The following is a 24,400-nucleotide window of genomic DNA, read 5'->3' on the forward strand; positions in this document are numbered from 1 at the left end:
AAATCTTATGCCGACAGCTTGTGACGGCCCTTGGCGCGGCGGGCGGCCAGCACCAGACGACCACCTTTGGTGGCCATGCGGGCGCGGAAACCATGGCGACGCTTGCGGACCAGGTTGGACGGTTGAAATGTGCGCTTCATCGCGGCTCTCCATCAGACGGCGTGCCCGAACCCCAAAGGATCAAGCCCCAAGGATTCGGGGGCAGGCAACTTGAAGCCCGGTCTTTACGCAGGCTTTGAACCCAAGTCAACGCAAGCCATACCGATTTTGGCCAACATTTCGCAGAAGATCGCGGCGGCAGGCCAGATCAATGCAGCGTGATGCCGTTGTTGCAAAGCGCTTTTGCTGAAACACATACCCGCCCGGACCCGTAGGGAGGGAAATGCTGTCGAAAGGGATGCCATGCCGACCACCGAAAACCTCTGGCTGAAACGCCTGCCGATCCTTGCGATTGCTGCTGTCGCTGTTCTGGGGGCCTTTCTTTTGCGCGATCAGTTCAGTTTTGATGCGCTTGCCCGGCACCGCGAGTCGCTGCTGGCGTTCCGCGATGGCAACTTTGCCCTGGCCAGCCTTGTGTTTGTCGCGGCCTATGTGATGATCGTGGCCTTCAGCCTGCCGGGGGCGACGATTGCCACCCTGACCGGGGGGTTCCTGTTCGGGCTGTTTCCGGGGGTGTTTTACAATGTCGGTGCGGCGACGGTCGGGGCGGTGGCGATTTTTCTGGCCGCCCGCGCCGGGTTTGGCGCCGATGTGGCGGCGCGGATCGCGGAAAGAGGCGGCGCGGTGGCGCGGCTGCAACAGGGGTTGCGCGACAACGAATGGTCGGCCCTGCTGATCATGCGGCTGGTGCCGGTGGTGCCATTCTTTATTGCCAATCTGCTGCCGGCCTTTGTCGGTGCCTCGCTGATGCGCTTTGCGGTGACCACGTTTTTCGGGATCATTCCGGGCGGGTTGGTGTTTACCTCGGTGGGGGCAGGTCTGGGCGAGGTGTTTGCCCGTGGCGAGACGCCTGATCTGTCGATCATTTTCGCGCCGCATGTCATCGGCCCGATTCTGGGGCTGGCCGCGCTGTCTGCACTGCCCGTTCTGATCAAACGTTTCAAAAAGGAAGCCTGACATGAGCCTGATCGAGACAGACATCTGCATCATCGGCGCAGGCTCCGGCGGGCTGTCGGTGGCGGCGGGTGCGGTGCAGATGGGCGCGCGCGTGGTGCTGATCGAAGGCGGCGAGATGGGCGGCGATTGCCTGAACGCAGGCTGCATCCCGTCCAAAGCGCTGATTGCGGCGGCCAAGGCGGCGCAGGCGATGCGGGACGGCGCGCGCTACGGCATCATCCCGGTGGAGCCGGAGGTCGACTTTGGCGCGGTCAAGGATCACGTGGCGCAGGTGATCTCCACGATTGCCCCGGTCGACAGTCAGCAGCGGTTCGAGGGGCTGGGCGTGCAGGTGATCCGCGATTGGGCGCGTTTCACCAGTTCAGATACGCTGGAAGCGGGCGGCCAGACCATCAGGGCCCGCCGCTTTGTCATCGCGACGGGTAGCCGGCCGCTGGTGCCGTCGATTCCGGGCGTTGAGACCGTGCCCTATCTGACAAACGAGACCATTTTTGCCCTGCGCGACCGGCCCGCGCATCTGATCATCATCGGCGGCGGGCCGATCGGGCTTGAGATGGCGCAGGCGCACCGGCGTCTGGGGTGCCGGGTGACAGTGATCGAGGGCGCAAAGGCGTTTGGTCGCGATGACCCCGAACTGGCGGCGGTGGCACTGGCCAATCTGCGCGCCGAGGGGGTGGAGATCCTGGAAGATGCGCCGGTCACAGCGGTTTCCGGTCAGGCGGGCGCTATCAAGATCACGCTGAAAGACGGCCGCGATGTGCAGGGCAGCCACCTTTTGCTGGCGGTGGGGCGCAAGGTACATCTGGACGGGCTGAACCTTGAGGCCGCCGGGGTAAAGCATGACCGCAAGGGCGTGACCGTCGGCCCCGATCTGCGCAGCTCCAACCGCCGGGTCTATGCGGTGGGCGATGCGGCGGGCGGGCTGCAGTTCACCCATGTCGCGGGCTATCACGCGGGCATTGTGATCCGCCAGATCGTGCTGGGTCTGCCTGCAAAGACCAGCACCCGCCATATTCCATGGGTCACCTACACCGACCCCGAACTCGCACAGGTCGGCCTGACCGAGGCCGAGGCGCGCAAGGCGCATGGCGATGCGCTGACCGTGCTGCGGCAGGAGTTCCGCCACAATGACCGTGCGCAGACCGAAGCAAAGACCAAGGGGCTGATGAAGGTGATGGTGGCCCGCGGCAGGCCGGTGGGCGTGTCCATCGTCGGGCCACAGGCGGGCGAGCTGATCGGACTTTGGGCCTTTGCCATCGCATCGCGCGCCAGGATGTCGGCAATCGCCGGCATGGTCGCGCCCTATCCGACATTGGGTGAAATCTCGAAACGTGCGGCAGGAGCCTATTTTTCCCCTAAACTCTTTGATAATCCTATGCTCAGGCGATTTGTGCGTCTGGTGCAAAGGTTTTTGCCCTGACGCAAGGCGACAGGAGGGCGAAACAGGGTGAAGGCGGGGCACGGCGGGTTTTTCAAGACGCTCTCGGGGCGGTTCCTGCTGCTGACAATCGCCTTTGTCATGTTGGCCGAGGTGTTGATTCTGGTGCCCTCTGTCGCGCGGTTCCGGGCGGATTATCTGCTGTTGCGGCTGGAAAAGGCGCAGATCGCCTCGCTGGCACTGCTCACCACCAATGAGGTGATTGCGCCGGATCTGGAAGCCGAGTTGCTGGTCAATGCGGGCGTGTTCAACGTGGTGCTGCGCCGCGACGAGGTGCGGCAGCTGGCGCTGTCCTCGCCCATTCCGGCGGCAATTTACGAGACGTATGATCTGCGCGCCTCTGGTCCGTGGGAGCTGATCCGCGATGCCATCGGCGTGCTGCGCGATCCGGTCAACCGGGTGATCCGGGTGATCGGAAACCCGGTGCAACAGGCGGGGCTGCTGATCGAGGTCACGATGGAAACCGGGCCGCTGCGAAAGGCGATGCTGGAATACGGCCTGCGCATTCTGGTGCTGTCGGTGCTGATTTCGGCGGTGACGGCGGTGTTGCTGTTCATCTCGGTGCAGCGGATGATCGTGGCCCCGATCCGCCGCGTGGTGCGCCACATGCAGGCCTATGCCGAGGCCCCCGAAGACGCGCGCCGGGTGATCGCACCAACCTCACCCGTGGTCGAGTTGCGGGCGGCCGAGGATGCGCTGGAAAGCATGCAAAAGCAGCTCACCGGGGCGCTGCGGCAAAAGGAACGGCTGGCCCAGCTGGGCGGGGCGGTGGCAAAGATCAGCCACGATCTGCGCAACATCCTGACCACGGCGCAGCTGTTTGCCGACCGGATCGAGGGCAGCGCCGACCCGATGGTGGCCCGCGCCGCCCCCAAGCTGGTAAACTCGATCAGCCGTGCCGTCAGCCTGTGCGAGTCGACCCTCGCGTTCGGCAAGGCCGAAGAGCCGCCGCCACGGCTGCAGCGGCTTGCCCTGCGCCCGCTGGCCGAAGAGGTGGCCGAGGCCGAGGGCCTGCTGGGCGAAAGCCCGGTCACCGCCCTGATCGACATCCCCCCCGGTTTCACCCTGCGCGCCGATGGCGAGCAGCTGTTCCGCGTGCTGTCCAATCTGGTGCGCAACGCCCGGCAGGCGATGGAGGCGACGGGGCAGGGGGGCGTGGTCGAGATTTCGGCGGGTGAGGATGATGTGCAGTGGTGGCTGCGGGTTGGTGACACCGGGCCGGGACTGCCACCAAAGGCCCGCGAGCATTTGTTTGCCGCGTTTCAGGGCGGCACCCGCAAGGGCGGCACCGGGCTGGGGCTGGCCATCGCGGCAGAGCTGATCCGGGGCCATGGCGGTCGGCTGGAGCTGGGGCGCAGCGATAGTGACGGGACAGAGTTTCTGATTCATCTGCCCAAACAGGTTTCGGAAAACAGTCTTGTGACTCTGTGACTTTTGCCCTTGCAAACCCCGGCGGGGGCCGCTAAATCCGCCCTCATAGTGGACCCGTAGCTCAGCTGGATAGAGCATCAGACTACGAATCTGAGGGTCGGGCGTTCGAATCGCTCCGGGTTCACCATTCTTCTTTAAGCCTTCGTCAAGAAATTGCCTTTTTGCATCAGGCAGTTGCGCTGTGACATGATTCGCCATGTCCCGCCTGCGAGACTGGCGGCATTCCCGGTGGGCCGCCGTGTTGAGGATTTGCGTGATCCTGTCACAGAGGAGCGGACGCGACAGGGACCTTTCGGTGCCGCAGGCGTTGCTGTGCCCCAGCGTCGTGTCACCGCCGGGGCAAGCAACGTGCTGACCGGGCTGTTACCGCGCCAGCGATTGCGCGAGCCGCATCAGGTTGACCGCCTCGATCCGGTAGCCAAAGCGGTCTTCGCCCCGGTTCGCCTCGGCCAGCGTGATGGCCTCGTCCCAGCCCCAGTCGCCCAGATAGGTTGAGCCGCGCAACAGCTGGCCAAACCCGGCGATGGCTGCGGCAAAGCGGGCTTCTTGTGCCAGCGCTTCGCGCTCAGCCGCCTCTGCCTCAGTGCTCTGCGGGCTGCCCGCGACAATCGGCACCTCGATCAGCGCGCTGACCGACTCGCGCGGGGCCTTGTAGCGCAGGCGCAAAAAGCCCAGCTCGGGCGCATCTTCCACGATGTCGCCGGTCGCCGCCGCATCGGCCATCGCATCGGCCACCGCCGCGCCATAGCGCAACGGGTCGTGCAGCAGCGCCGGGCTGCCCGGCGCGGTCACCTCATAAAGCGCCGTCACCGCATGGCCCGCGCCGATCTCGCCCGCATCCACCGCGTCGTTGTTGAAATCTTCCCGGCGCAGGGCGCGGGTCTCATAGCCGATCAGCCGGTATTCCGCGACCTGCGCCGGGTTCCATTCGACCTGAATCTTCACGTCATCGGCAATCGGGAACAGCGCCCCGGTCAGCTGGTCCACCAGCACCTTGCGCGCCTCTTGCAGCGTGTCGATATAGGCCGCCATGCCGTTGCCGTTCTGCGCCAGAGCCTGCATCGTGGCATCATCCAGATTGCCCCGGCCAAAGCCCAGCACCGACAGGTAAACCCCGGTGTTGCGCTTGCGGGCGACAAAGGCCGCCAGACCTTCGGGATCCTCCACGCCGACGTTGAAATCGCCATCGGTGGCCAGCAGCACGCGGCTGACCTCGCCCGCCGCCGTCATGCCTTCGGCAAGGCGGTAAGCCAGCGTCAGCCCCTCGGCCCCGGCGGTCGAGCCGCCCGCATCCAGCCGGTTCAGCGCGTCCATAATGGTGGCGCGCTCGGAGGCCGGGGTGGGCGGCAGCACCTCGCCCGCTGACCCGGCATAGGCAACGATGGCCACCTGATCCTCGGGGCGCAGTTCGGCCAGCATCAGCGACAGCGATTGTTTCAGCAGCGGCAGCTTGTTCGGCTCATCCATTGAGCCGGAGGTGTCGATCAGGAACACAAGGTTCAGCGCCGGCCGCGCCGCCACCTCGGGCAAGCGCCCCTGCAACGCGATATGCACCAGCCGTGTGCCCGCGTTCCACGGCGTCGGCATCACAGTGACGGTCGGGTGAAAAGGCGGCTCCCCGGCCTGGGGGGCGGGATAGGAATAGGGGAAATAATTCACCATCTCCTCGACCCGCACGGCATCGGGCTCGGGCAAAGCGCCCGCCATCAGACTGTTGCGGACAACAGCATAAGACGCGGTATCCACATCGACCGAAAAGGTGGAGACCGGAGCCTCTGCCGTGACAAACACCGGATTAGCGCCCGCATTGGCAAATTCTTCGTCGCTTTCAGGCGGTGGGGCCATGCGGTCAGCTTCCGCCACCGCCATGGCCGAGGGTTCCACCGCCGGCGCCTCCATCGCCAGATCCGCCGCGCCCCCCTGCGGGACAGCCTGTTCCGTCGGGGCCGCTTTGCGGGTCATCATCACTTCAGGCGCAGGCTCCGGCGCAGGGGCCAGTTCGGCCACCGGCGCGTTGCGCAATTCAGGGGCAGCTGGCGCGGGGGCCTGCGCCGGGCGCGGTGTCGCCATCCTGCCGGGCGGCTGCTCTGCCTGCGGCAAGAACACCACCAGCCCCAGCGCCAGAGCCGCGACCGAGGTGGTCGCCGCCAGCAGGGGTTTCAGTTTCAAAGCATTCAGCATCTTGCGCACTCCACCGCTAAACCCCGCCCTCGGGGGGCGGTCAGCATTGGAACGCAGCGGCGTGGCCGATCCTTGGCGGGCGAGGCCTGAGTCTTCATACGCCTCCATCGCGCGGGCCAAAGCCGCTGCTTTGGCAGCGGGTTCACTGGCGGGCGCGGCCCTGAGCGCGGCTTTCAGTCTGTCGAGTTCTGGATCGCGGGTCATGCCTTTGCCTCCTCGGCGGCCATGGCGCGCAGCCGTTTCTTTACCTCCGACATCCGCCAGGCGATGGTGCCTTCGGACAGGCCCAGCACCGCCCCGGCCTCGGCCTGGGTCATTTCTTCGCCCAGCACCAGCGCTACGGTGTCGCGCAATTCCACCGGCAGCCGCACCATGGCGGTCACCAGCCAGTCCTGTGCCGCGCGCTCTTCGGCCATCGCCTCTTGCCGGGCGGTTTCCCAATCGCCCCAGCCATCGGCGGCGCGGTTGCGCACGGCGGCGCGGCGGCGGGCGTCATGGGCGGCATTCACCACCACACGGTAGAGCCATGTGGTAAACCGCGCTTCGGCCCGCCAGCCGCGCAGCCGGTGCGGCAGGGCGGCGCAGATGTCCTGCGCCAGATCCTCGGCTTCGGCCCGGCTGCCGGTCAACCGCCAGCCCAGCCCGAAGATCCGGTCATAATGCCGGGTGACCAGCGCCGCAAAAGCGGCACGGTCGCCACCGGCGGCGGCCAATGCAAGAGTTTCGTCAGGCGTTTCCATCTGCATCACACTAGGTCAGACGCAGGCCAAGGGGCAATCCTTGGCGAAAATTCAGGCGGGCGGAAAACATCACGGCTTGTATCACTTTTGACAAAAATGCGCCCCGGCCGGACAAGGACCGGGGCGCAGAAACCGTTCTGCCACAGTTTGAGAGAGGACAGAACGGTGGCCAATCGCTTTGCGGAAAATAAATTCAGGGGCAATATCTGCGCCCCGACCGGGGAAGGGCCGGGGCGCGTAAAGCGCCTTGTCCCGAGGGGACAAGGGACAAGACGCTGTTCGAAAGCCGGGGCCGGATCAGTAGATCAGGCTGTCATACACCCCGTAGCTGCCGGCACGGGTCTGCAGCTGACGCTCGCCACCGCTGTCGCGGGCATAGGCCACCACGGCGCGATAGGTGCCGGGGCCAAAGGCAGCGTCAATCCCGCCGTTGTAATAGCCAAAGGCGCGCAAACGGCTCTGGATCGCGCGGCGTTGCGCCACCGAATAGGTGTTGAACGACTGCGCCGCGATGGTCGCATGCACCGAATTGTTCGACCCGATCACCCGCCCGCTGGTGTGGTGGTACTGGTCATGGCGCGGGCGATAGTGATGCTGCGGTTCCGGCTGCGGGCGTGGACGATAGTGGTGCTGTGGCTCGGGCTGCGGACGCGGGCGATAGTAGTGCTGTGGCTCGGGCTGCGGCGCCGGGCGATAGATCGGCTGCGCTTGCGGCTGGCGTGCCTGGGCCTGCGACTGGTTGATCAGCGCACCGACGATGACAGCAGCGGCAGCGCCCTTGATAAAGTTGCGCTCGTTCTTGCCAAGCGCCTGTGCCGGAGCCGCAGCGGTGACGGCGATCGACAAGGCGGTGACAGTGGCAATGGCAGCGGTCTTGAAGGACTTAAACATCGGGTTTCCTTTCCCAGTGATCGCGAGGGCTGAGCAGAGCACCCGCTGTGATGGGAAAAGATATGCGCCCTAGCCCCGCGCTAGGCAAAAACGCGGCGCTGCTATGCGATAGCACACGATAAATCAAAGAGTTACGGATGGTGATTCTCTGGGCGCGGCCATCCCGATCCTGCATGCTCCTCTCGGCTTGTGTTGCAACGCCGCGCGCAGCACGTCCCGCTCGGGCACAACAGCGGTCGTGGGCAGCCCGCAGGCCCCGGCAATCGCCCGCACCGTCGCAGCCTTTGGCCGGGCTTGGGCCAGCAGCTCCGGCACGGCAACGATCAACGCCTCCCGGCGGTGTTCCCCCGACTCACGACGTTAGGGGCTGTGGTTCTCGGCGAAGGAAGACACGTATTGTTAGTCCCGTCGGATCGCCCAGCCACAGCTGGGCACGGTGCTTCACATCGGGCCCTCACTCTGCGCCGGTGGTGCCGCCCGGTCCTCGGCCACATCCTTGTGAACGATCACATCGGCCTGCGGATAGGCCTGCAGGATCGCGCGCCGCAGCCCCGCGCCGATGGCATGCGCCTGCCGCAACGGCTGGCCGCCCTCCAGCTCGATATGGATCTGCACGAAAATCCGGCTTCCGGCGGTGCGGGTCTTGATGTCGTGATAGCCCTGCACCCCGGGCCAGTCGCGGGCAATCGCCTCGATCCCGGCAATCACCACCGGATCGGCCCGCCGGTCCATCAGCGCGTTGAACGCATCGCGCCCGATCCGCAGCGCCCCCAGCGCCAGCATCCCCGCCGCCGCCAAGGCCACCACCGAATCCACCGAGGTCAGCCCGAACGCGCGCGACGCCCAGAGCGAGGCAATCGCCCCGATATTGGGCAACAGATCGCCCAGATAATGCAGCCGGTCCGCCGCCACCACCTTGTTGCCGGTGCGCCGGGCCACCCGGCCCTGCCACAAAACCAGCCCCAGCGTCAGCAGGATCGACACCGCCATCACCCCCATGCCGACCCCCTCGCGCGACAGGGTCTCGGGCTCCGGTGCCAGCAGACGCTGCACCGAGGCCACCCCGATCACCCCCGCCGACACCAGAATGAACAGCGCCTGACCCAAGGAGGCCAGATCCTCGGCCGAGGTGTGGCCAAAGGCATGATCCTCATCCGCCGGCTTGGCCGCGTACAGAATCGCCGCCATCGCCATCAGGCTGACCATCAGATCCATCGCACTGTCAGCCAGCGACGCCGCCACCGACAACGACCCGGTCTGCCCCAGTGCCCACAGCTTCAGCACCACCAGAACCCCGGCCACCGAAACCGAGGCAACCCCCGCCGACAAGTTCAGCCGTGTCTGTTCGGATGCCATCTTTGCCCCCATGGTCGCGTCAAAGGGGGCATGCGCTACCCCGCCGCCCCGGTCAAGCGCAAGCAGATTTCATGCCCGGCGGCGGGCAGGCGCAAGCAGGTTTCCCGCCCGGCGGCGGGCGAGAGGGCGCTAGTCGATCACCTCATCCGCCGTGACACCCCACAGGCTGCTGACCGGGGCCCAGCCGCGCTGCCCGTCTACCGAGACGCGGCACCAGCCATCAGCGCAGCCGATCACCCGTGCGACCACCCCGCGTTCAGCCTGAAATGCCGCCAGCGAGGTGGTGTCGTCACGGCTGTAAAACGTGGCCATATCTTCGGCCACCATCACCGAGCGCACGCCCGACAGCAGCGCATAATGCACCCAGCCGCCCACGCCTTCGGCGTCTTCGACCCGGCGCCAGTGGCCATGCTCGGCAGTGATCTTCAGCGGCATCCCGACCCGGGTGAACACCCAGTCAATCCGGTGCGACAACCCCGGCCCGCGCCGGGCATTGCCTTCGCCCGACTTGAGCGAGACATACCGCGGCAGCGGCAGGTTGGTCACCGCGCCCTTGTTCGGATCGCGCGGCTCTGCCACCGGCGCGGCCGCAAGCGGCGCGGGCGGCCCCAAGGGCCGCATGGCAGGGGGCGTTCCCGTCGCCTCGGTCGCGGTCAGCGGCACCGTTTCGGCAGCTGCCGGGGCTGTCGGGGCTGACACCAGCACGGGACGCGGCTTGGGCCGGATCACATCCGACAGCGCCGGACCCGTCCCCGCAATCAGGGCCATGCCCGTCACCAATGCCTTCAGCATGTTGTTCACCATCCGCCTGTGGCCGGGTGTGTCCCCGGTCTGTTGGTTCTGCTTCTCATGCAGCCCGGCAACGGGCTGCATCGACTCAACTTCCCGGCCTTGATCGCATAGGGTCTTGTGCCCCGCCCCGGTTCCCGTCACTTTGCCCTCAGGCGCGCGCCAAGATCAAGTCCAGGGAGGCCTCGATGCCCGCACAACGGCTGAGTGTTGTAGTCACGCGACGGTTGCCCGAACCCGTCGAGACGCGGATGAAGGAATTGTTCGATGTCGAGCTGCGCGACCCCGACACCCGGATGACGCGCGAAGAGCTGGCCACTGCCATGCGCGGCGCCGATGTGCTGGTGCCCTGCGTCACCGACCAGATCGACGCCGCCCTGATCGGTCAGGCGGGCGACAAGCTGAAACTGATCGCCAATTACGGCGCAGGGGTCGACCATATTGACGTGGCCACCGCCCGCCAGCGCGGCATTCTGGTGTCAAACACCCCCGGCGTGGTCACCGAAGACACCGCCGACATGACCCTTGCCCTGATCATGGCCGTCACCCGCCGCATCCCCGAGGGGCTGTCGGTGATGCAGGCCGGAAAATGGGAGGGCTGGGCCCCCACGGCCTTCATGGGCGGGCGATTGGGCGGCAAACGGCTGGGCATCCTCGGCATGGGCCGGATCGGCCAGGCGGTGGCGCGCCGCGCCCGCGCCTTTGGCATGCAGGTGCATTACAACAACCGCAAGCGCCTGCGCCCCGAGTTGGAGACCGAGCTGGACGCCACCTGGTGGGAAAGCCTTGATCAGATGGTCAGCCGGATGGATATCCTGTCGATCAACTGCCCGCACACACCCTCGACCTATCACCTGATGAACGCGCGGCGTTTGAAACTGATGAAACCGACTGCCGTGATCGTCAACACCTCGCGCGGCGAGGTGATTGACGAAAATGCCCTGACCCGCGGCCTGCGCGCGGGCGAGCTGGGCGGTGCGGGATTGGACGTGTTCGAACACGGGCACGAGGTCAACCCCCGCCTGCGTGAGTTGCCCAACGTCGTCCTGCTGCCGCATATGGGCAGCGCCACGCTGGAGGGCCGCATCGAGATGGGCGAAAAGGTCATTATCAACATCAAGACCTTTGCCGACGGCCACCGCCCCCCGGATCAGGTGGTGCCGGGCCAGCTGTAGCTTTTAAAGAAATAGAGCGGCTGCGCCGCATTGTTTTTATCTCGGCTCTGGCCTGCGGCCAACCGCCTCGGGCACAGGGGCTTCGCCCCTCGCCGCCCGAAGAGGGGCGGCTCACCCCAGAGTATTGTTGCCAAGATGAAATCCCGCCGCATTCATCTTGGCCCAAATACTCCCGCGCGGAGCGCATCTTCCGAGGCGGTTGGCCGCAGGCCAGAGCCGAGACTAAAACAGCGCGCGCGTCAGCGCGCTCCGCTTATCTGGCGTTCCAGCCGCGATACCAGTCGACGAAGCGCGCCACCCCGTCGCGGATATCGGTCTGCGGCAGGGGGCCTGTCAGCGCTTCGATCAGGCTGGCATCGGCCCAGGTCGCAGGCACATCGCCGGGCTGCATCGGCAGCAGGTTTTGCCGGGCCGTCCGACCGGTGGCGGCCTCGATGGCCTTGATGAAATCGGTCAGCTGTTCGGGGGCACCATTGCCGATGTTGACCACACGGAAGGGAGCCACCGGCGACAGGCTGTCCATCGGGCCGACCGGAGTTTCGCCGGGCGGGGTCGCGATCAGGCGGGCGATGCCTTCGACCAGATCGTCGACAAAGGTGAAATCGCGGCGCATGTCGCCGTGGTTGTAGACGTCAATCGGCTCGCCGTTCAGGATCGCCTTGGTGAATTTGAACAGCGCCATATCCGGGCGGCCCCAGGGGCCATAGACGGTAAAGAACCGGAACATCGTCACCGGCAGGCTGAACAGATGCGCATAGCTGTGCGCCATCGCCTCATTGGCGATCTTGGTGGCGGCGTAAAAGCTCATCGGATGGGTGGCTTGGTCGGTCTCGGCATAGGGCATTTTGGTATTGGCACCGTAGGCTGACGAGGTCGAGGCCATCAGCAGATGCCGGGGCGGATGGGTGCGGGCCGCCTCCAGCACCTCATGCGTGCCGATCAGGTTGGATTGCACATAGGAGCGGGGGGCCTCGATCGAATAGCGCACCCCCGCTTGGGCGGCGAGGTGGATGATCACATCCGGGCGCAGCTCTGCCGTCAACCCGGTCAGGCGGCCCGGATCCTCCAGCATGCCCTGTTCAAAGGTAAATCCCGGCTGGGCCTGCAAAATCTCCAGCCGGGCCTGTTTCAGGGCCGGGTCGTAATAGGTGGTCAGACCGTCAAAGCCGGTCACCTGCCAGCCATCGGCCAGCATCCTGCGCGCAAGGTGAAAGCCGATAAAGCCCGCCGCCCCCGTGATCAGAACCTTGCCTGTCATACCCGTTCCCCATTCACCCGTTGTTGTGCCTGCTTAACGGGTCTGGGGCCTGCGGGTAAAGGCTGGACTCACAGCGGGATACCGGCCACCGGGGCGGGGGCGCGCCGCCGCGCCCCGGACAGTGCGTTGAACGCGACCGCCGCCATCAGCACCGCGCCGCCTGCAAGGGTTCCGGCCGAGGCGGTCTCTCCCAGCGCCAGAAACACCCAGAGCGGGGCCAGCAGCACCTCGACCATCGACAAGAGCGTCAGCTCTGCCGCCGGGATCACCCGGCTACCCGCCGTATACAGCGCCATGCCGGTGGCCAGAATGCCCGCCCCCATCGCCAGCGAGATCGCGATGTCGCGCCATGGCACCCACAGGGGCTGGCCCTCGACCGCCAGTACCACACCGGCGGCCAGCATCGAAAACAGCCCGCCCAGCACCACGGCGGGCAGCATGTCGGCCAGCCTGCCCCAGCGCAGGGCGATGGTGAAACTGGCAAAGCCAAGCGCCGACAGCAGCGCCGCGACATTGCCCGCCATCGCCCCCGCTGCCAGCCCTTCGCGCACCATCAGGAACATGCCGACCCCGGCCAGCGCGATTGCCGCCCATGTCGCCGGGCGCACCGTCTCGCGCAGGACCAGCCAGCCCAGCAGGGCTGCCAGAAACGGCGAGGCCGAGAACAGGAACACCGCATTGGCGACGGTGGTTGCCTGAAAGGCAAAGATCGCGCCGCCAAAGGCCAGCACCAGCCCGATGCCCCCCACGACCCCCGACCAGCCGACCCGGCGCAAGGGCGCGAACACCCCGCCCGACCGCCACCAGATCACCGCCAGCAGCACCGGGATCATCCCGGCCGAGCGCCAGAACAGCACGGCCCAGGTGCCCGCCTGATCAATCTGCCGGATCAACAGCCCGTTCAGCGACCACAACAGCGCCGCCAGCAGCACCAGTTTCACACCCGTCTTGTATGGCATCTTTGCCCCCTGCCGCGCCTGCCGGGATCAACGGCAGGCAGGGCGATCAAAGACGGGCGGGGGCGGGTCGTCTGTTCTGTCCGCGACGTGGCGAGGTCGCGGTCACTAGCGCCGGTTCAGTATCCGAGCGTGCGGTCAACCCGGTGCAGCAGCGGCGCGCCTGCTTCACTCCGGCGGATGTTTTCGGCAATCACGCCGGAGGCAGACTCCGCCCGGGTATCGGCGGCGATATGCGGGGTCACGGTCACGCGCGGATGCGCCCAGAAGGCGTGATCTTGCGGCAGGGGTTCCACGCGGAACACATCCAGCGTGGCATGGCCGATCTGCCCTGCGTCCAGCGCGGCCAGCAGCGCCTCATCGTCGATCAGCGGCCCGCGTCCGGGGTTCAGCACCACCGCCCCGCGTGCGGGCAGCGCCAGGGTGCCCGCGTTCAGCGTGTTCTCGGTTCCGGGTGTGCGCGGCAGCAGCGTCACCACGATCTGCGCGCCGGTCAGGGCCTGGCGCAAGCCATCCTCGCCCGACAGACAGCGCACGCCCGGCACCGTCTTTTGCGTCCGGCTCCAGCCGGTCACCGGAAAGTTCAGCCCGGCCAGCGCCTGCGCGCAAGCGGTGCCCAGGGCGCCCAGACCCAGCACCGTGACGGGCCGGTTGCGCGCCAGCGGCGGCGCGACGGGGATCCAGCGGTGATCTGGGTTCACGATATGCGCATCCATCCCCAGATGATGGCGCAAGGCGTGGCCGACCACCCATTCGACCATGCTTTCGGTCAGCGACGGGTCCACCATCCGGCACAGCGGCTGGGTCAGCGTGGCATTGCCGACAATCCGCTCCACCCCGGCCCAGAGCGACAGCACCGCCTTGGCCCGCACAAAGGGCGTGAAATCCTGCAGCGGCGCGCTGGGGGCGTAGATGATGTAATCCACCGTGCCGGAGTCTGCCTCCTGCACCACCTGCGCCGTGATCCCGGCTTCTGCCAGCGCTTGCGGCAGCACATCGGAATATTCCCCCCACAGGTCGGGGGCGGCGAACAGGACAGTGATCATCATCTACCTCGGTCTGTGGACATGGGCGCTCTGGATCAGGCCAAAGGCCACCAGCAGCACCAGCATCGCCGATCCGCCATAAGACAGGAACGGCAGCGGAATGCCGACCACCGGGGCCAGCCCCATCACCATCGCCAGATTGATCGCCAGATAAAAGAAAAAGTTTGCCGCAATCCCCAGGATCAGCAGCACCGAAAACCGGTCCTTGTTCTGCATCGCCGAGACATAGCAGAACAACAGGATCAGCCCGTACAGCACCAACAGGCTGAGCACGCCGACAAAGCCGAACTCTTCGCCCAGCGTGGTAAAGATGAAATCGGTGTGCTTTTCGGGCAGAAAGTTCAGCCGGCTCTGGGTGCCCTGCATGAAGCCCTTGCCGCTCCACCCGCCAGAGCCGAGCGCGATCTGTGCCTGAATGATGTTGTATCCGGCGCCCAAGGGGTCGGAGGTGGGGTCCAGAAAGGTGTCGATCCGGCGGAACTGATAGTCGTGAATCAACTGCCAGTCAGTGCCCCGGCTGGCCATGATCGCCCAGACCGCGCTGACGATGCTGCTGATCACCACGCCGAAATACCACCAGCTGACCCCGGCCAGCAGCATCACCGTGCCGCCGATCATCAACAGGATCAGCGCGGTGCCCAGATTGGGCTGCATCAGCACCAGCACGGTCGGAATCACAGTCAGCACCACCGGGATCAGCACCCACAACAGGCGCGAGGTCTTTTTGACATCCAGCCAGTCGTAATAGGCCGCCAGCATCATCACCAGCGTCACCTTGGCCAGCTCCGAGGGTTGCAGGCGGATGCCCCCCACCTCGATCCAGCGCTGTGCGCCCATGCCCATGGTGCCGAAAAACTCGACCACCAGCAGCAGCAGGATTGAGACGATGTAGGCCAGCAGCGACATGTTGCGCCAGAACCAGATCGGCACAAAGGCCACAAAGAACATCAGCACCGCGCCCAGCGCAAACACCTGCATCTGCCGCCCGGCCCAGACATCCATGCGCCCGCCCGCGATGGAATACAGCGCCAGCCAGCCGACCGCCGACACGGCGGTGACCAGCACGATCAGCGGCCAGTTCAGGTGCAGCACCTTGCGCAACCCGGTGGGCACGAACTTGACGCGATACTCCAGAAAACTCATGCCGCCCCCTTATGCGCGGGTGGATTCTGGGGCGCGGCCATCGGCATCGCGCAAGGGCAGCTTTTCCAGCATCGACCCGATGCGGTTGCGCTGACTGGCGGGATAGGCCGACAGCGGCGGCAGCCCGTCGCTCAGCGCACGCAAGATGGCGTCACGCGCGACCGGGGCGGCAACGGTCGAGCCGCCGCCGCCATGCTCCACCACCACCGACACCGCATAGCGCGGGTTGGTGTAGGGTGCAAAGCCGACAAACAGCGCATGGTCCCGGCGGTCCCACGGCAGCTGATCGTTCGAGATCACCCCGCGCGCCCGCTCGGCCGCCGTGATGTTGCGCACCTGACTGGTGCCGGTCTTGCCCGCCCAGACCAGCGCCTCATCGGCGATGCGCGACGATTTCGCCGTGCCGCGCTCGGCATTCATCACCGCGAACATGCCCGACCGGATCTTGCGCATGATCTCTTCGGAAATGCCGATGTCGGGGGCCTCGGGCACCGGCACATCCTTGCCGTCGATCGAGCGCACCAGACGCGGGTTCACCGCGCGGCCCGTCGCGATCCGCGCCGTCATCACCGCCAGCTGCAAGGGCGAGGTCAGCACATAGCCCTGACCGATGCTGGCGTTGATCGTGTCGCCGATCCGCCACTCCTGCTGGTGCCGTTCCTGCTTCCACGCCCGGTTCGGCATGATCCCTTCGGCAATCGCCGACATCGGAATGTCGTGGCGGATGCCAAGGCCAAAGCGCTTGCCCATCTCGGCGATCTTTTCGATCCCGACCCGCTGGGCGATGTCGTAATAGTAAACGTCGCAGCTTTCCGACAGCGACTTTTCCAGATTGACGCCGCCGTGCCCCGCCCGTTTCCAGCAGTGAAACCGCCGGCCGCCAAACTCCAGATGGCCGGGACAGCGCACGGTGGTATTGACGGTGATCACCCCCGCCTCCAGCGCCGCCAGCGCGGTGATCATCTTGAAGGTCGAGCCCGGCGGATACAGCCCCTGCACCGTCTTGTTGGCCAGCGGCCGGTGGTCATTCTCCATCAGCCCGTTGTAATCGGTATGGCTGATGCCGCGCACGAACAGGTTGGGGTCGAATGACGGCGATGACACACAGGCGATGATATCGCCGTTGTTCACATCCATCACCACCGCCGCTGCCGATTCATCGCCTAGCCGCGCCTGCACAAAGTTCTGCACATCGGCATCAATCGTCAGCCGCACATCTGCCCCGGGATCACCCTCTTCGCGCTCCAGCTCGCGCATGACGCGGCCCACGGCATTGACCTCGATCCGCCGCGTGCCGGCCCGCCCGCGCAGATTGTCTTCCAGCCAACGCTCCACCCCGATCTTGCCGATCTGGAACTTGGGAATGCGCAACAGCGGGTCCGGGTTTTCCAGCGCCTCCAGATCGCGCTCTGATACCGGGCCGACATAGCCCAGCACATGCGCGAAATCGGTGTCGCGCGGATATTGCCGGCTCAGCCCCACTTCGGGCGAGACACCGGGCAGTGACGGCGCGTTCAGCGCAATCTTGGACAGGTCTTCCCAGGTCAGGCGATCCGCCACGGTGATCGGCGCAAACGGGCTGGTGCGCCGCATTTCCTTGGTGGTGCGGTCCAGATCATCGGCGGTCAGCGGAATGATATGCGCCAGCTTGGCCAGCACCTCGTTCACGTCGCCCGCGTCTTCGCGCGTGATCACCACCCGGTAATTCTGCTCGTTCGCGGCCAGCACCTTGCCGTTGCGGTCATGGATCAGCCCGCGCGCCGGCGGGATCAGCCGGATCGAGATCCGGTTTTCCTCGGCCAAGAGCTTGAACTGATCGGCCTGATCGACCGACAGATAGCGCATCCGCGCGCCCAGCACGGCGAACATCGCCGTCATGGCGCCGCCCATCAAGAGCGCACGGCGATGCGTGACGCGGGCAGAGTCTTCGGTTTCCTTCGGGCTGCGTCTCACGTCTTGCCCCTCACAACCGGCGTCCGTAATTGTCCACTTCGCCCGTGGCGGGCTTGCGCAGGTCAAAGGCCAGCCGGCTGGCCCCCACCACAACAGGATAGCACAGGATCGACCACAAAACCTGCATCAAGGCAAAGCCGAATGCCGGTTGCGGCAGGAACGATACCGTGAACACCAGCCTGTAAACCAGCAGACAGGCGATCATCAGCCCCGCCACCATCGCCCATTCCGCGACCAGCGTCAGCTCGCGCGTCAGCGCCACCCGGTTGCGCACGAATTCCACCGCCATCACCACCAGCGCGGTCCACAGACCCGGCGGCCGCAGCAGGATCATGTCCTCCAGCAACAGCACCCCGGCCAGCAGCCAGACCGGCAGATAGTCCGGCCGCCGGGTTGCCCATGCAAAGATCAGGCACAGCATCAGATCCGGCCCCGGCCAGTCCCCCGCATCTGACCCCAGCGGCAACAGCCGCAGGTACAACAGCAAGAGCGCAATGCCGACAAACAGCCCGCGAAAGACCCAGACGCTGGAGCGCCACGCATCACTCACTGCCGCCATCCGTCTCGGTGCTGGCATCCGCCGCAGGCAGGGCCTCGGGCTGGTTGCCGCGCGCAGGCAGCGCCTCGGTGTTCAGCGCACCACTGGTGTCGGGCCCGTCCGGCAGCAGCGGCGGCGCCACCAGCGCGCCCGCATCGGTGATCGGCGCCAGCTGATGGCTGCGCAGCACCCGCAGGAACTCCAGCCGCTGGTAATCGGCACTCAGACTGACCCGCAAGCGCCGGTCATTGCCCAGCACCACCTGACCCACCAAGAGCCCGGCCGGAAACATCCCGCCATCGCCGGAACTCACCACCCGGTCCCCCGGGCGCACCTCATCGGCCTTTTCCAGGAACTCCAGCGGGGGCAGGGCGGTGTTGTCGCCCGACAGCAGCCCCTTTTGCCCCGAGGGCTGCACCGTCACCGGAATCCGGCTGTTGGTATCGGTCAGCAGGATCACCCGCGCTGTCCGCTCACCCACGCCCGAAATCCGCCCCACCACGCCGATGCCATCCATCGTGGCCCAGCCATCCAAGATTCCATCGCGCGCGCCCACGTTGATCAGCACCGATTGCCGGAACGGGCTGCCGCTGTCGGCCAGAACCTGGCCCGTCACATGGGTCAGCTTCGGGTCCAGCCGCACCTGATTGAGGTCAAGCAGCCGCGCATTCTGCTGCTCCAGTTGCAGGGCCGCCTCTTTCCACGCTTTCATCTGCTGTAACTCGCGCCGCAGATCCTGATTCTGCGCATGCAGGCTGGCATAGCTCTGGAACTGCTCGATCATCCCGGCAGCGGTGGTCACCGGCGTCATCGCCCAGTCAAAGGACGGCACCACCCGGTCGATCAGGGCGGCGCGAAACCGCTCCACCCTCGGGCTGTCGATCCGCCACAACAGGAACAGCCCCAGCAACACCAGCACCAGAATCCCCACCAGCACCCGCCGCAGCGGGCGCGAGAAGTCTTCGGGGTCTGTCCGCGTCTTTGCCATGCCGGTCTTCAGTTCCGTCTGTCACGTCCGGCCCAAAGCGGGCCGCCACACCCAAGTCCCGGCCGTCAGGCCCGGATCAGCTGTCGTAATCAATCACATGCCGCAGCTGCTTTTCGTATTCCAGCGCCTTGCCGGTGCCCAGAGCCACACAATTGAGTGATTCATTCGCGACCGAGATCGACAGCCCGGTCTGTTCACGCAAGGACAGGTCCAGATCGCCCAACAGCGCGCCGCCGCCGGTCAGCATCACGCCCCGGTCCACAATATCGGCGGCAAGGTCGGGCGGTGTCGCCTCCAGCGCCTGCATCACCGCGTCGCAGATCTGCTGCACGGGTTCTGCAAGGGCCTCGGCCACCTGCGCCTGATTGATCTCGGTCTCTTTCGGCACACCGTTCAGCAGATCGCGGCCGCGTATCTGCATGCTGGCCCCGCGCCCGTCATCGGGCATCCGGGCGGTGCCGATGCTGGTCTTGATGCGCTCGGCGGTCGACTCGCCGATCAGCAGGTTCTGGTGACGGCGCAGATAATTGATGATCGCCTCATCCATCCGGTCGCCGCCCACCCGCACCGAGCGGGCATAGACGATATCGCCCAGCGACAGCACCGCAACCTCGGTCGTGCCGCCGCCAATATCCACCACCATGTTGCCGGTCGGGTCGGTGATCGGCATCCCCGCACCGATGGCCGCCGCAATCGGCTCGGCAATCAGCCCGGCACGCCGCGCGCCTGCCGACAGAACCGACTGCCGGATCGCGCGCTTTTCCACCGGGGTCGCGCCATGCGGCACGCAGACGATGATCTTGGGTTTGCTGAAGGTGGTGCGTTTGTGCACCTTGCGGATGAAATGCTTGATCATTTCCTCTGCCGCCTCAAAGTCGGCAATCACCCCGTCGCGCATCGGGCGGATCGCCTCGATGCTGCCGGGCGTGCGGCCCAGCATCAGCTTGGCATCCTCGCCCACGGCCAGCACCTGCTTTTTGCCGTCCTTGGTATGATAGGCCACCACCGAAGGCTCATTCAGCACGATCCCCTTGCCACGGATATAGACAAGCGTATTCGCCGTGCCGAGGTCGATCGCCATATCCGAGGAAAACAGACCCGAGAATATCGACATGCCTTTGGTGTCCTTTTGATACGTCACAAACCCCTCGACTCGCAAAACCGATAGGGGCGGGTTCATATAAGGCTCAGGGGAAACAGGCGAAAGGGCAAAGGATCGTGCGGGCGTCAATCCGCTGTGACATCGCGCGACTTGTCAGATTGCAATTATTTGCGTCCGATCAGGGCCTCAGATGCCGGCCCGATTGCATCTTTGCAATCAGGCCCGGAACGCGCCGACCGCCAGGCCCCGCGAAAGCACCCGGCGCGCGCACGGCTCCCCCGCCACAACAGAGGCGTGGCCCGTGCATCAGGGCCGAATCATCTGCGCGGGCGCGCGGGCAAGCCCTGTTTCGGGGCGGCTTTTATGACCGCCGCAATCCGCGCGCCGATCCCCTGACTGCCCTTGTACGACGGGTGAATCCGGTCGATCCCGTGATAGCTGGTGTCACGATAAGGCACCAGATCGGCCATCGGCACAAAGGTCACCCCCGCATCAAACCCGGCCATCAGCGTCAGCCGCCGGTCCAGCTCGTTGCCCGCCGGGCCACAATGCTTGATCGGTGTCCCCATCCCCGGATTGCGCAGATAGCCCGCATAAACCACCCGCGCCCCGCTGGCCCGGATGCGCGCGACAAAAGACGGAATCGCGCCGCCGCGCCCGTCCTTTGTCACCAGCCGGTCCAGCACGCCCTGACACAGGCTGCAGCCACAGCCCAGCAGCAAGTCATTGCCGCCCCCGTTCATCACCACCCAGTCCCAGTCGCCCTCGCGGTATTGCGTGCTCAGCCGCATTCCTGCCGCGCCCGAGATCGGCAGCGGATGGAAATAGCGCGCCGCAAAGACCGAGCGGTCCAGCACCTTTGCCCCCAGTTCCGCCTCCAGCACATCGGCCACCGCCTTGTTGTTGGCGCGGTTGGTGGCAAACATCGAATCCCCCAGCACCAACACCCGCGCGCCAACCCCCTGCGACACAGGTTCGCCGCAGCCAAACAGCAGCGCCAGCGCCAAGAGCGCCATAGTGATCCGAATCATGATATGCCTGTTCCCGGTCCGTTGACGGCCAGAAACACCACTCAACCTTGGCGACAAGGTGACAAACCTTGGTCAACCCCGTGGCCCTGCCCGGCACAGCCCCCGGCTTTCATCTTGGCAAAAATACTCAAAATCCGACGGCAGCCACCGCCCCGACCCTGTCAGAAACAGAGCCGGGGCGACCCATCACTTGCCGTGATAGCTCACCGTCTTGGTATCATTGCCCGGCGCGGTCTTCTGGCGCCGCACGATCAGCTTGTTCAACGCGTTGATATAGGCGCGGGTCGAGGCCACAATCGTGTCGGTATCGGCCGAGGCCCCGGTCACGATCCGTCCGTCTTCCTGCAACCGCACCGAAACGGTGGCCTGCGCGTCGGTGCCTTCGGTCACGGCATGCACCTGATACACCTCCAGCCGGGCAGAATGCGGGAACAGCATCTTCACACAGTTGAACGCCGCATCCACCGGGCCATCCCCCGTCGCATCAATGCTGTGATCCACGCCGTCGATGCTCATCACCATATCGGCCTCTTGCGGGCCTTCGGTGCCACAGATCACCCGCAGTTTTTTCAGCTGCAGGAATTCATGCGCATCATTGGTCTGCTCATCGGCGACCAAAGCCACCAGATCCTCATCATAGACCTCTTTCTTGCGGTCGGCCAAAGCCTTGAACCGCACAAAGACATCATTCAGCTGGTTGTCGGCCAGCTCGACCCCCAGCTCTTTGAGCTTGGAACGCAGCGCCGCCCGGCCGGAATGCTTGCCCATGGCGATGTTCTTCTGCACGAGGCCGATATCCTCGGGCCGCATGATCTCGAAGGTTTCCACATTCTTCAGCACGCCATCCTGATGGATGCCGGACTCGTGCAGGAACGCGTTCTTGCCGACAATCGCCTTGTTGAACTGCACCTGAAAGCCCGAGACAGACGCCACCCGGCGCGACAGGTTCATGATCTTGGTCGTATCAATCCCGGTCCGGTACGGCATGATGTCATTGCGGACCCGCAGAGCCATCACGACTTCTTCCAGCGCGGTATTGCCCGCCCGTTCGCCCAACCCGTTGATCGTGCATTCGATCTGCCGCGCGCCCGCCTCGACCGCCGCCAGAGAATTCGCCGTCGCCATGCCCAGGTCGTTGTGGCAATGGGTGGCAAAGATGATCTCATCCGCCCCCGGCACCCGCTCCAGCAGCATGCGGATCAGCGCCGCACTCTCGCGCGGGGCGGTATAGCCCACGGTGTCGGGAATGTTGATCGTGGTGGCCCCGGCCTTGATCGCGATTTCCACCACCCGGCACAGATAGTCGTGTTCCGTCCGGGTCGCATCCATCGGCGACCATTGCACATTGTCACACAGGTTGCGCGCATGCGTCACTGTGTCGTGAATGCGCTCGGCCATCTGGTCCATGTCCAGATTGGGGATCGCCCGGTGCAGCGGCGAGGTGCCGATAAAGGTGTGAATCCGGGGCGAGCGTGCGTGTTTCACCGCCTCCCAGCAGCGGTCGATATCCTTGAAATTCGCCCGCGCCAGCCCGCAGATGGTGGAGTTTTTCGCGCGCTTCGAGATCTCGCTGACGGCGGCAAAATCGCCTTCCGAGGCGATCGGAAACCCGGCCTCGATGATATCCACCCCCATCTCGTCGAGCAGGCCGGCAATCTCCAGCTTCTCGTCATGGGTCATGGTGGCGCCGGGGCTTTGTTCGCCATCGCGCAACGTGGTGTCAAAAATGAATACGCGGTCCTGCGGTGCAGTTGCAGATGTCATCGGTCTGTTCCTTGATTGTCCTTGGCTTGTCCTTGGCGGGCGCTGTCACCTCTGAGCGGTCGCGCCCAAGGGCACGCTCAGAGGCAGCTAAGGAGAAGCAGACCACGGGTGGCCGACAGGGCAACGGCCCCGTTCAAGCATGCGATATGTGTGTCCCGTGTCATGTTGGCGACGATAGCCGCGCCGACCGGAATGTAAAGGGGCGATTTGCCCCCGATTTGCCTCTCCCGCTCCCCCCACCCCTCTCCCCTCCCCACAAGGGGGGAGGGGAAGCGCCATAGCTTTGCCCCCGGCACCCAACGCCAGCCCGCGCAGGCGCCTCCCTCCCCCCTCGTGGGGGAGGGATGGGGTGGGGGGGCGCCCGGCCCGAAGCCGCGCTCACCCCGCCCGTCCGCATGCCGCCTGTTGCCAGGCTTGCCCGCCTGACCCTAGACTTGCCCCACCCAAGCAAAGGTCACCGCCCATGAAATCCGTCACTGCGGGATGTCTGGACATCCATTACCATGAGACCGGACCGGAAACCGGCGATCCGGTCATCCTGCTGCACGGCTTTCCCTATGATCCGCGCGCCTATGATGCTGTGGCCGCCCGGCGTGCCACGCAGGGTTTCCGTTGTCTGGTCCCCTATCTGCGCGGCTATGGCCCGACCCGGTTTCTGTCGCCGCACACGATGCGGTCGGGCCAGCAGGCAGCACTTGGCGCCGATCTGCTGGCGTTCATGGATGCGCTGTCGATCCCAACCGCGCTGCTGGGCGGCTATGACTGGGGCGGGCGCGCCGCCTGCATCGTCGCGGCGCTCTGGCCCGGGCGGGTGCGTGGCCTTGTCAGTTGCGGTCAGGGCTACAACATCCAGAACATTGCGCAGGCTGGGGCGCCCGCTCCGGCGGTCGAGGAAGCCCGCTACTGGTATATGTACTACTTCCACACTGAACGGGGCCGCGCCGGGCTAACCCAGAACCGCCACGACCTGTGCCACCATATCTGGCAGATCTGGTCGCCCAGCTGGCGGTTTGACGCGGCGACATGGGCGGCGTCGGCGCCGTCGTTCGACAATCCGGATTTTGTCGAGATCGTCCTGCACTCTTACCGCCACCGCTTTGGCGGTGTCCCCGGCGATCCGGCCTATGACGCGATCGAGGCACAACTGGCCGCGCAACCCGACATTCCCGTGCCCGCCATCGTGTTGCAGGGCGGCGACGACGGCGTCGATCCGCCAACCCGCCACGACCCGCACCGCCCGCATTTCACCGGCTTTTACGCGCGCCAGATCATCGACGGCGCGGGCCACAACCTGCCGCAAGAAGCACCGGAGGCCTTTGCCGCTGCGGTGCTGACGCTGGCAGCGCGGGCAGCGCAAGGCTGAGAGCCTTGCACGCAGGGGCCGTGGGGGGGGGGGGGGGGGGCCCCCCCCCCCCCGGGGGGGGGGGGGGGGGGCCCCCCCCCGGGGGGGGGCGGGCCGCGCGCCGGGGGGGGCGGGGGTGGGGGGGGGCGCGGGGGGTGGTGT

At 65.8% G+C, this 24,400-nt stretch carries 21 protein-coding genes and 1 tRNA gene; 6 read left to right on the forward strand and 16 right to left on the reverse strand.

Annotation, left to right across the window (positions count from 1 at the left end):
- Positions 1–5 precede the first annotated feature (5 nt).
- Positions 6–140, reverse strand: a complete 135-nt coding sequence (gene rpmH / locus J2X53_RS15630) for a 50S ribosomal protein L34 (RefSeq protein ID WP_118149560.1) — start codon at positions 138–140, stop codon at positions 6–8.
- Between the two features lie 262 nt (positions 141–402).
- On the opposite strand from rpmH, the gene J2X53_RS15635 reads away from it, so the two are divergent.
- The 4 genes from J2X53_RS15635 to J2X53_RS15650 all read left to right on the forward strand — a co-directional run bounded on the left by J2X53_RS15635 (position 403) and on the right by J2X53_RS15650 (position 4,112).
- The gene (locus tag J2X53_RS15635) at positions 403–1,116 is read left to right on the forward strand and encodes a VTT domain-containing protein (RefSeq protein WP_349038411.1); all 714 of its coding nucleotides are present in this window, start codon (positions 403–405) and stop codon (positions 1,114–1,116) included.
- 1 nt (position 1,117) lies between these two features.
- A complete protein-coding gene (locus J2X53_RS15640) occupies positions 1,118–2,536 on the forward strand; it encodes an FAD-dependent oxidoreductase (RefSeq protein ID WP_349038412.1) in 1,419 nt (472 codons plus the stop codon).
- Between the two features lie 99 nt (positions 2,537–2,635).
- Positions 2,636–3,985, forward strand: coding sequence for a HAMP domain-containing sensor histidine kinase (locus J2X53_RS15645; RefSeq protein WP_349038441.1), 1,350 nt, complete (start codon positions 2,636–2,638; stop codon positions 3,983–3,985).
- Between the two features lie 50 nt (positions 3,986–4,035).
- Positions 4,036–4,112 (forward strand) — tRNA-Arg (locus J2X53_RS15650).
- A gap of 236 nt (positions 4,113–4,348) precedes the next feature.
- Here the strand turns inward: J2X53_RS15650 and J2X53_RS15655 are convergent.
- From J2X53_RS15655 to J2X53_RS15675, 5 genes are all read right to left on the reverse strand, one after another.
- A complete protein-coding gene (locus J2X53_RS15655; RefSeq protein WP_349038413.1) occupies positions 4,349–6,370 on the reverse strand; it encodes a VWA domain-containing protein in 2,022 nt (673 codons plus the stop codon).
- Positions 6,367–6,906 (reverse strand): RNA polymerase sigma factor, encoded by a 540-nt coding sequence (locus J2X53_RS15660; RefSeq protein ID WP_349038414.1) that lies wholly within the window; start codon positions 6,904–6,906, stop codon positions 6,367–6,369. Before J2X53_RS15660 ends, J2X53_RS15655 begins: the two co-directional genes overlap by 4 nt.
- Positions 6,907–7,203: 297 nt before the next feature.
- Positions 7,204–7,797 carry a peptidoglycan-binding protein gene (locus tag J2X53_RS15665; RefSeq protein WP_349038415.1) on the reverse strand — a complete coding sequence of 198 codons (594 nt, stop codon included), beginning with the start codon at positions 7,795–7,797 and terminating at the stop codon, positions 7,204–7,206.
- Between the two features lie 441 nt (positions 7,798–8,238).
- Positions 8,239–9,153, reverse strand: a complete 915-nt coding sequence (locus J2X53_RS15670; protein WP_349038416.1) for a cation diffusion facilitator family transporter — start codon at positions 9,151–9,153, stop codon at positions 8,239–8,241.
- Between the two features lie 129 nt (positions 9,154–9,282).
- Positions 9,283–9,945: an SH3 domain-containing protein gene (locus J2X53_RS15675; RefSeq protein WP_349038417.1), complete on the reverse strand. Its 663-nt coding sequence runs from the start codon at positions 9,943–9,945 to the stop codon at positions 9,283–9,285.
- A 185-nt stretch (positions 9,946–10,130) separates the two neighbouring features.
- Here J2X53_RS15675 and J2X53_RS15680 point away from each other — a divergent pair, with 185 nt between their 5' ends.
- Entirely contained in the window at positions 10,131–11,117 is a 987-nt protein-coding gene (locus J2X53_RS15680; RefSeq protein WP_349038418.1) for a D-glycerate dehydrogenase, read from the forward strand.
- 253 nt (positions 11,118–11,370) lie between these two features.
- On the opposite strand, the gene J2X53_RS15685 is transcribed toward J2X53_RS15680, so the two are convergent.
- The 10 genes from J2X53_RS15685 to J2X53_RS15730 all read right to left on the reverse strand — a co-directional run bounded on the left by J2X53_RS15685 (position 11,371) and on the right by J2X53_RS15730 (position 22,896).
- On the reverse strand, positions 11,371–12,375 hold the full coding sequence (locus tag J2X53_RS15685; protein ID WP_349038419.1) for an NAD-dependent epimerase/dehydratase family protein: 1,005 nt from the start codon (positions 12,373–12,375) through the stop codon (positions 11,371–11,373).
- 68 nt (positions 12,376–12,443) lie between these two features.
- Entirely contained in the window at positions 12,444–13,334 is an 891-nt protein-coding gene (locus J2X53_RS15690; protein ID WP_349038420.1) for a DMT family transporter, read from the reverse strand.
- Positions 13,335–13,450: 116 nt separating this feature from the next.
- Complete coding sequence (locus J2X53_RS15695; RefSeq protein WP_349038442.1) at positions 13,451–14,377, reverse strand: glyoxylate/hydroxypyruvate reductase A; 927 nt, start codon at positions 14,375–14,377, stop codon at positions 13,451–13,453.
- A 3-nt stretch (positions 14,378–14,380) separates the two neighbouring features.
- Positions 14,381–15,520 (reverse strand): rod shape-determining protein RodA, encoded by a 1,140-nt coding sequence (gene rodA, locus J2X53_RS15700; RefSeq protein ID WP_349038421.1) that lies wholly within the window; start codon positions 15,518–15,520, stop codon positions 14,381–14,383.
- A gap of 9 nt (positions 15,521–15,529) precedes the next feature.
- On the reverse strand, positions 15,530–17,473 hold the full coding sequence (gene mrdA, locus J2X53_RS15705; RefSeq protein ID WP_349038422.1) for a penicillin-binding protein 2: 1,944 nt from the start codon (positions 17,471–17,473) through the stop codon (positions 15,530–15,532).
- 10 nt (positions 17,474–17,483) lie between these two features.
- On the reverse strand, positions 17,484–18,032 hold the full coding sequence (locus J2X53_RS15710) for a rod shape-determining protein MreD (RefSeq protein WP_349038423.1): 549 nt from the start codon (positions 18,030–18,032) through the stop codon (positions 17,484–17,486).
- Positions 18,016–18,999: a rod shape-determining protein MreC gene (gene mreC, locus J2X53_RS15715; protein WP_349038424.1), complete on the reverse strand. Its 984-nt coding sequence runs from the start codon at positions 18,997–18,999 to the stop codon at positions 18,016–18,018. Before mreC ends, J2X53_RS15710 begins: the two co-directional genes overlap by 17 nt.
- Positions 19,000–19,075: 76 nt before the next feature.
- Entirely contained in the window at positions 19,076–20,113 is a 1,038-nt protein-coding gene (locus J2X53_RS15720; RefSeq protein WP_118150013.1) for a rod shape-determining protein, read from the reverse strand.
- 305 nt (positions 20,114–20,418) lie between these two features.
- On the reverse strand, positions 20,419–21,132 hold the full coding sequence (locus tag J2X53_RS15725) for an SGNH/GDSL hydrolase family protein (protein ID WP_349038425.1): 714 nt from the start codon (positions 21,130–21,132) through the stop codon (positions 20,419–20,421).
- A gap of 186 nt (positions 21,133–21,318) precedes the next feature.
- A complete protein-coding gene (locus J2X53_RS15730) occupies positions 21,319–22,896 on the reverse strand; it encodes a 2-isopropylmalate synthase (protein WP_349038426.1) in 1,578 nt (525 codons plus the stop codon).
- Positions 22,897–23,359: 463 nt separating this feature from the next.
- Between J2X53_RS15730 and J2X53_RS15735 the strand changes: the two genes are divergently transcribed.
- Positions 23,360–24,259 (forward strand): alpha/beta hydrolase, encoded by a 900-nt coding sequence (locus J2X53_RS15735; RefSeq protein ID WP_349038427.1) that lies wholly within the window; start codon positions 23,360–23,362, stop codon positions 24,257–24,259.
- Positions 24,260–24,400: the final 141 nt, after the last annotated feature.

The organism is Pseudotabrizicola sp. 4114, from assembly GCF_031457365.1.
GTDB lineage: Bacteria > Pseudomonadota > Alphaproteobacteria > Rhodobacterales > Rhodobacteraceae > Pseudotabrizicola.

Coding starts and splice junctions, on each gene's coding strand:
- rpmH (WP_118149560.1), bottom strand. CDS start 140: ATGAAGCGCACATTTCAACCGTCCAACCTGGTCCGCAAGCGTCGCCAT.
- J2X53_RS15635 (WP_349038411.1), top strand. CDS start 403: ATGCCGACCACCGAAAACCTCTGGCTGAAACGCCTGCCGATCCTTGCG.
- J2X53_RS15640 (WP_349038412.1), top strand. CDS start 1,118: ATGAGCCTGATCGAGACAGACATCTGCATCATCGGCGCAGGCTCCGGC.
- J2X53_RS15645 (WP_349038441.1), top strand. CDS start 2,636: ATGTTGGCCGAGGTGTTGATTCTGGTGCCCTCTGTCGCGCGGTTCCGG.
- J2X53_RS15655 (WP_349038413.1), bottom strand. CDS start 6,370: ATGACCCGCGATCCAGAACTCGACAGACTGAAAGCCGCGCTCAGGGCC.
- J2X53_RS15660 (WP_349038414.1), bottom strand. CDS start 6,906: ATGGAAACGCCTGACGAAACTCTTGCATTGGCCGCCGCCGGTGGCGAC.
- J2X53_RS15665 (WP_349038415.1), bottom strand. CDS start 7,797: ATGTTTAAGTCCTTCAAGACCGCTGCCATTGCCACTGTCACCGCCTTG.
- J2X53_RS15670 (WP_349038416.1), bottom strand. CDS start 9,153: ATGGCATCCGAACAGACACGGCTGAACTTGTCGGCGGGGGTTGCCTCG.
- J2X53_RS15675 (WP_349038417.1), bottom strand. CDS start 9,945: ATGCTGAAGGCATTGGTGACGGGCATGGCCCTGATTGCGGGGACGGGT.
- J2X53_RS15680 (WP_349038418.1), top strand. CDS start 10,131: ATGCCCGCACAACGGCTGAGTGTTGTAGTCACGCGACGGTTGCCCGAA.
- J2X53_RS15685 (WP_349038419.1), bottom strand. CDS start 12,375: ATGACAGGCAAGGTTCTGATCACGGGGGCGGCGGGCTTTATCGGCTTT.
- J2X53_RS15690 (WP_349038420.1), bottom strand. CDS start 13,334: ATGCCATACAAGACGGGTGTGAAACTGGTGCTGCTGGCGGCGCTGTTG.
- J2X53_RS15695 (WP_349038442.1), bottom strand. CDS start 14,377: ATGATCACTGTCCTGTTCGCCGCCCCCGACCTGTGGGGGGAATATTCC.
- rodA (WP_349038421.1), bottom strand. CDS start 15,520: ATGAGTTTTCTGGAGTATCGCGTCAAGTTCGTGCCCACCGGGTTGCGC.
- J2X53_RS15710 (WP_349038423.1), bottom strand. CDS start 18,032: ATGGCGGCAGTGAGTGATGCGTGGCGCTCCAGCGTCTGGGTCTTTCGC.
- mreC (WP_349038424.1), bottom strand. CDS start 18,999: ATGGCAAAGACGCGGACAGACCCCGAAGACTTCTCGCGCCCGCTGCGG.
- J2X53_RS15720 (WP_118150013.1), bottom strand. CDS start 20,113: ATGTCGATATTCTCGGGTCTGTTTTCCTCGGATATGGCGATCGACCTC.
- J2X53_RS15725 (WP_349038425.1), bottom strand. CDS start 21,132: ATGATTCGGATCACTATGGCGCTCTTGGCGCTGGCGCTGCTGTTTGGC.
- J2X53_RS15730 (WP_349038426.1), bottom strand. CDS start 22,896: ATGACATCTGCAACTGCACCGCAGGACCGCGTATTCATTTTTGACACC.
- J2X53_RS15735 (WP_349038427.1), top strand. CDS start 23,360: ATGAAATCCGTCACTGCGGGATGTCTGGACATCCATTACCATGAGACC.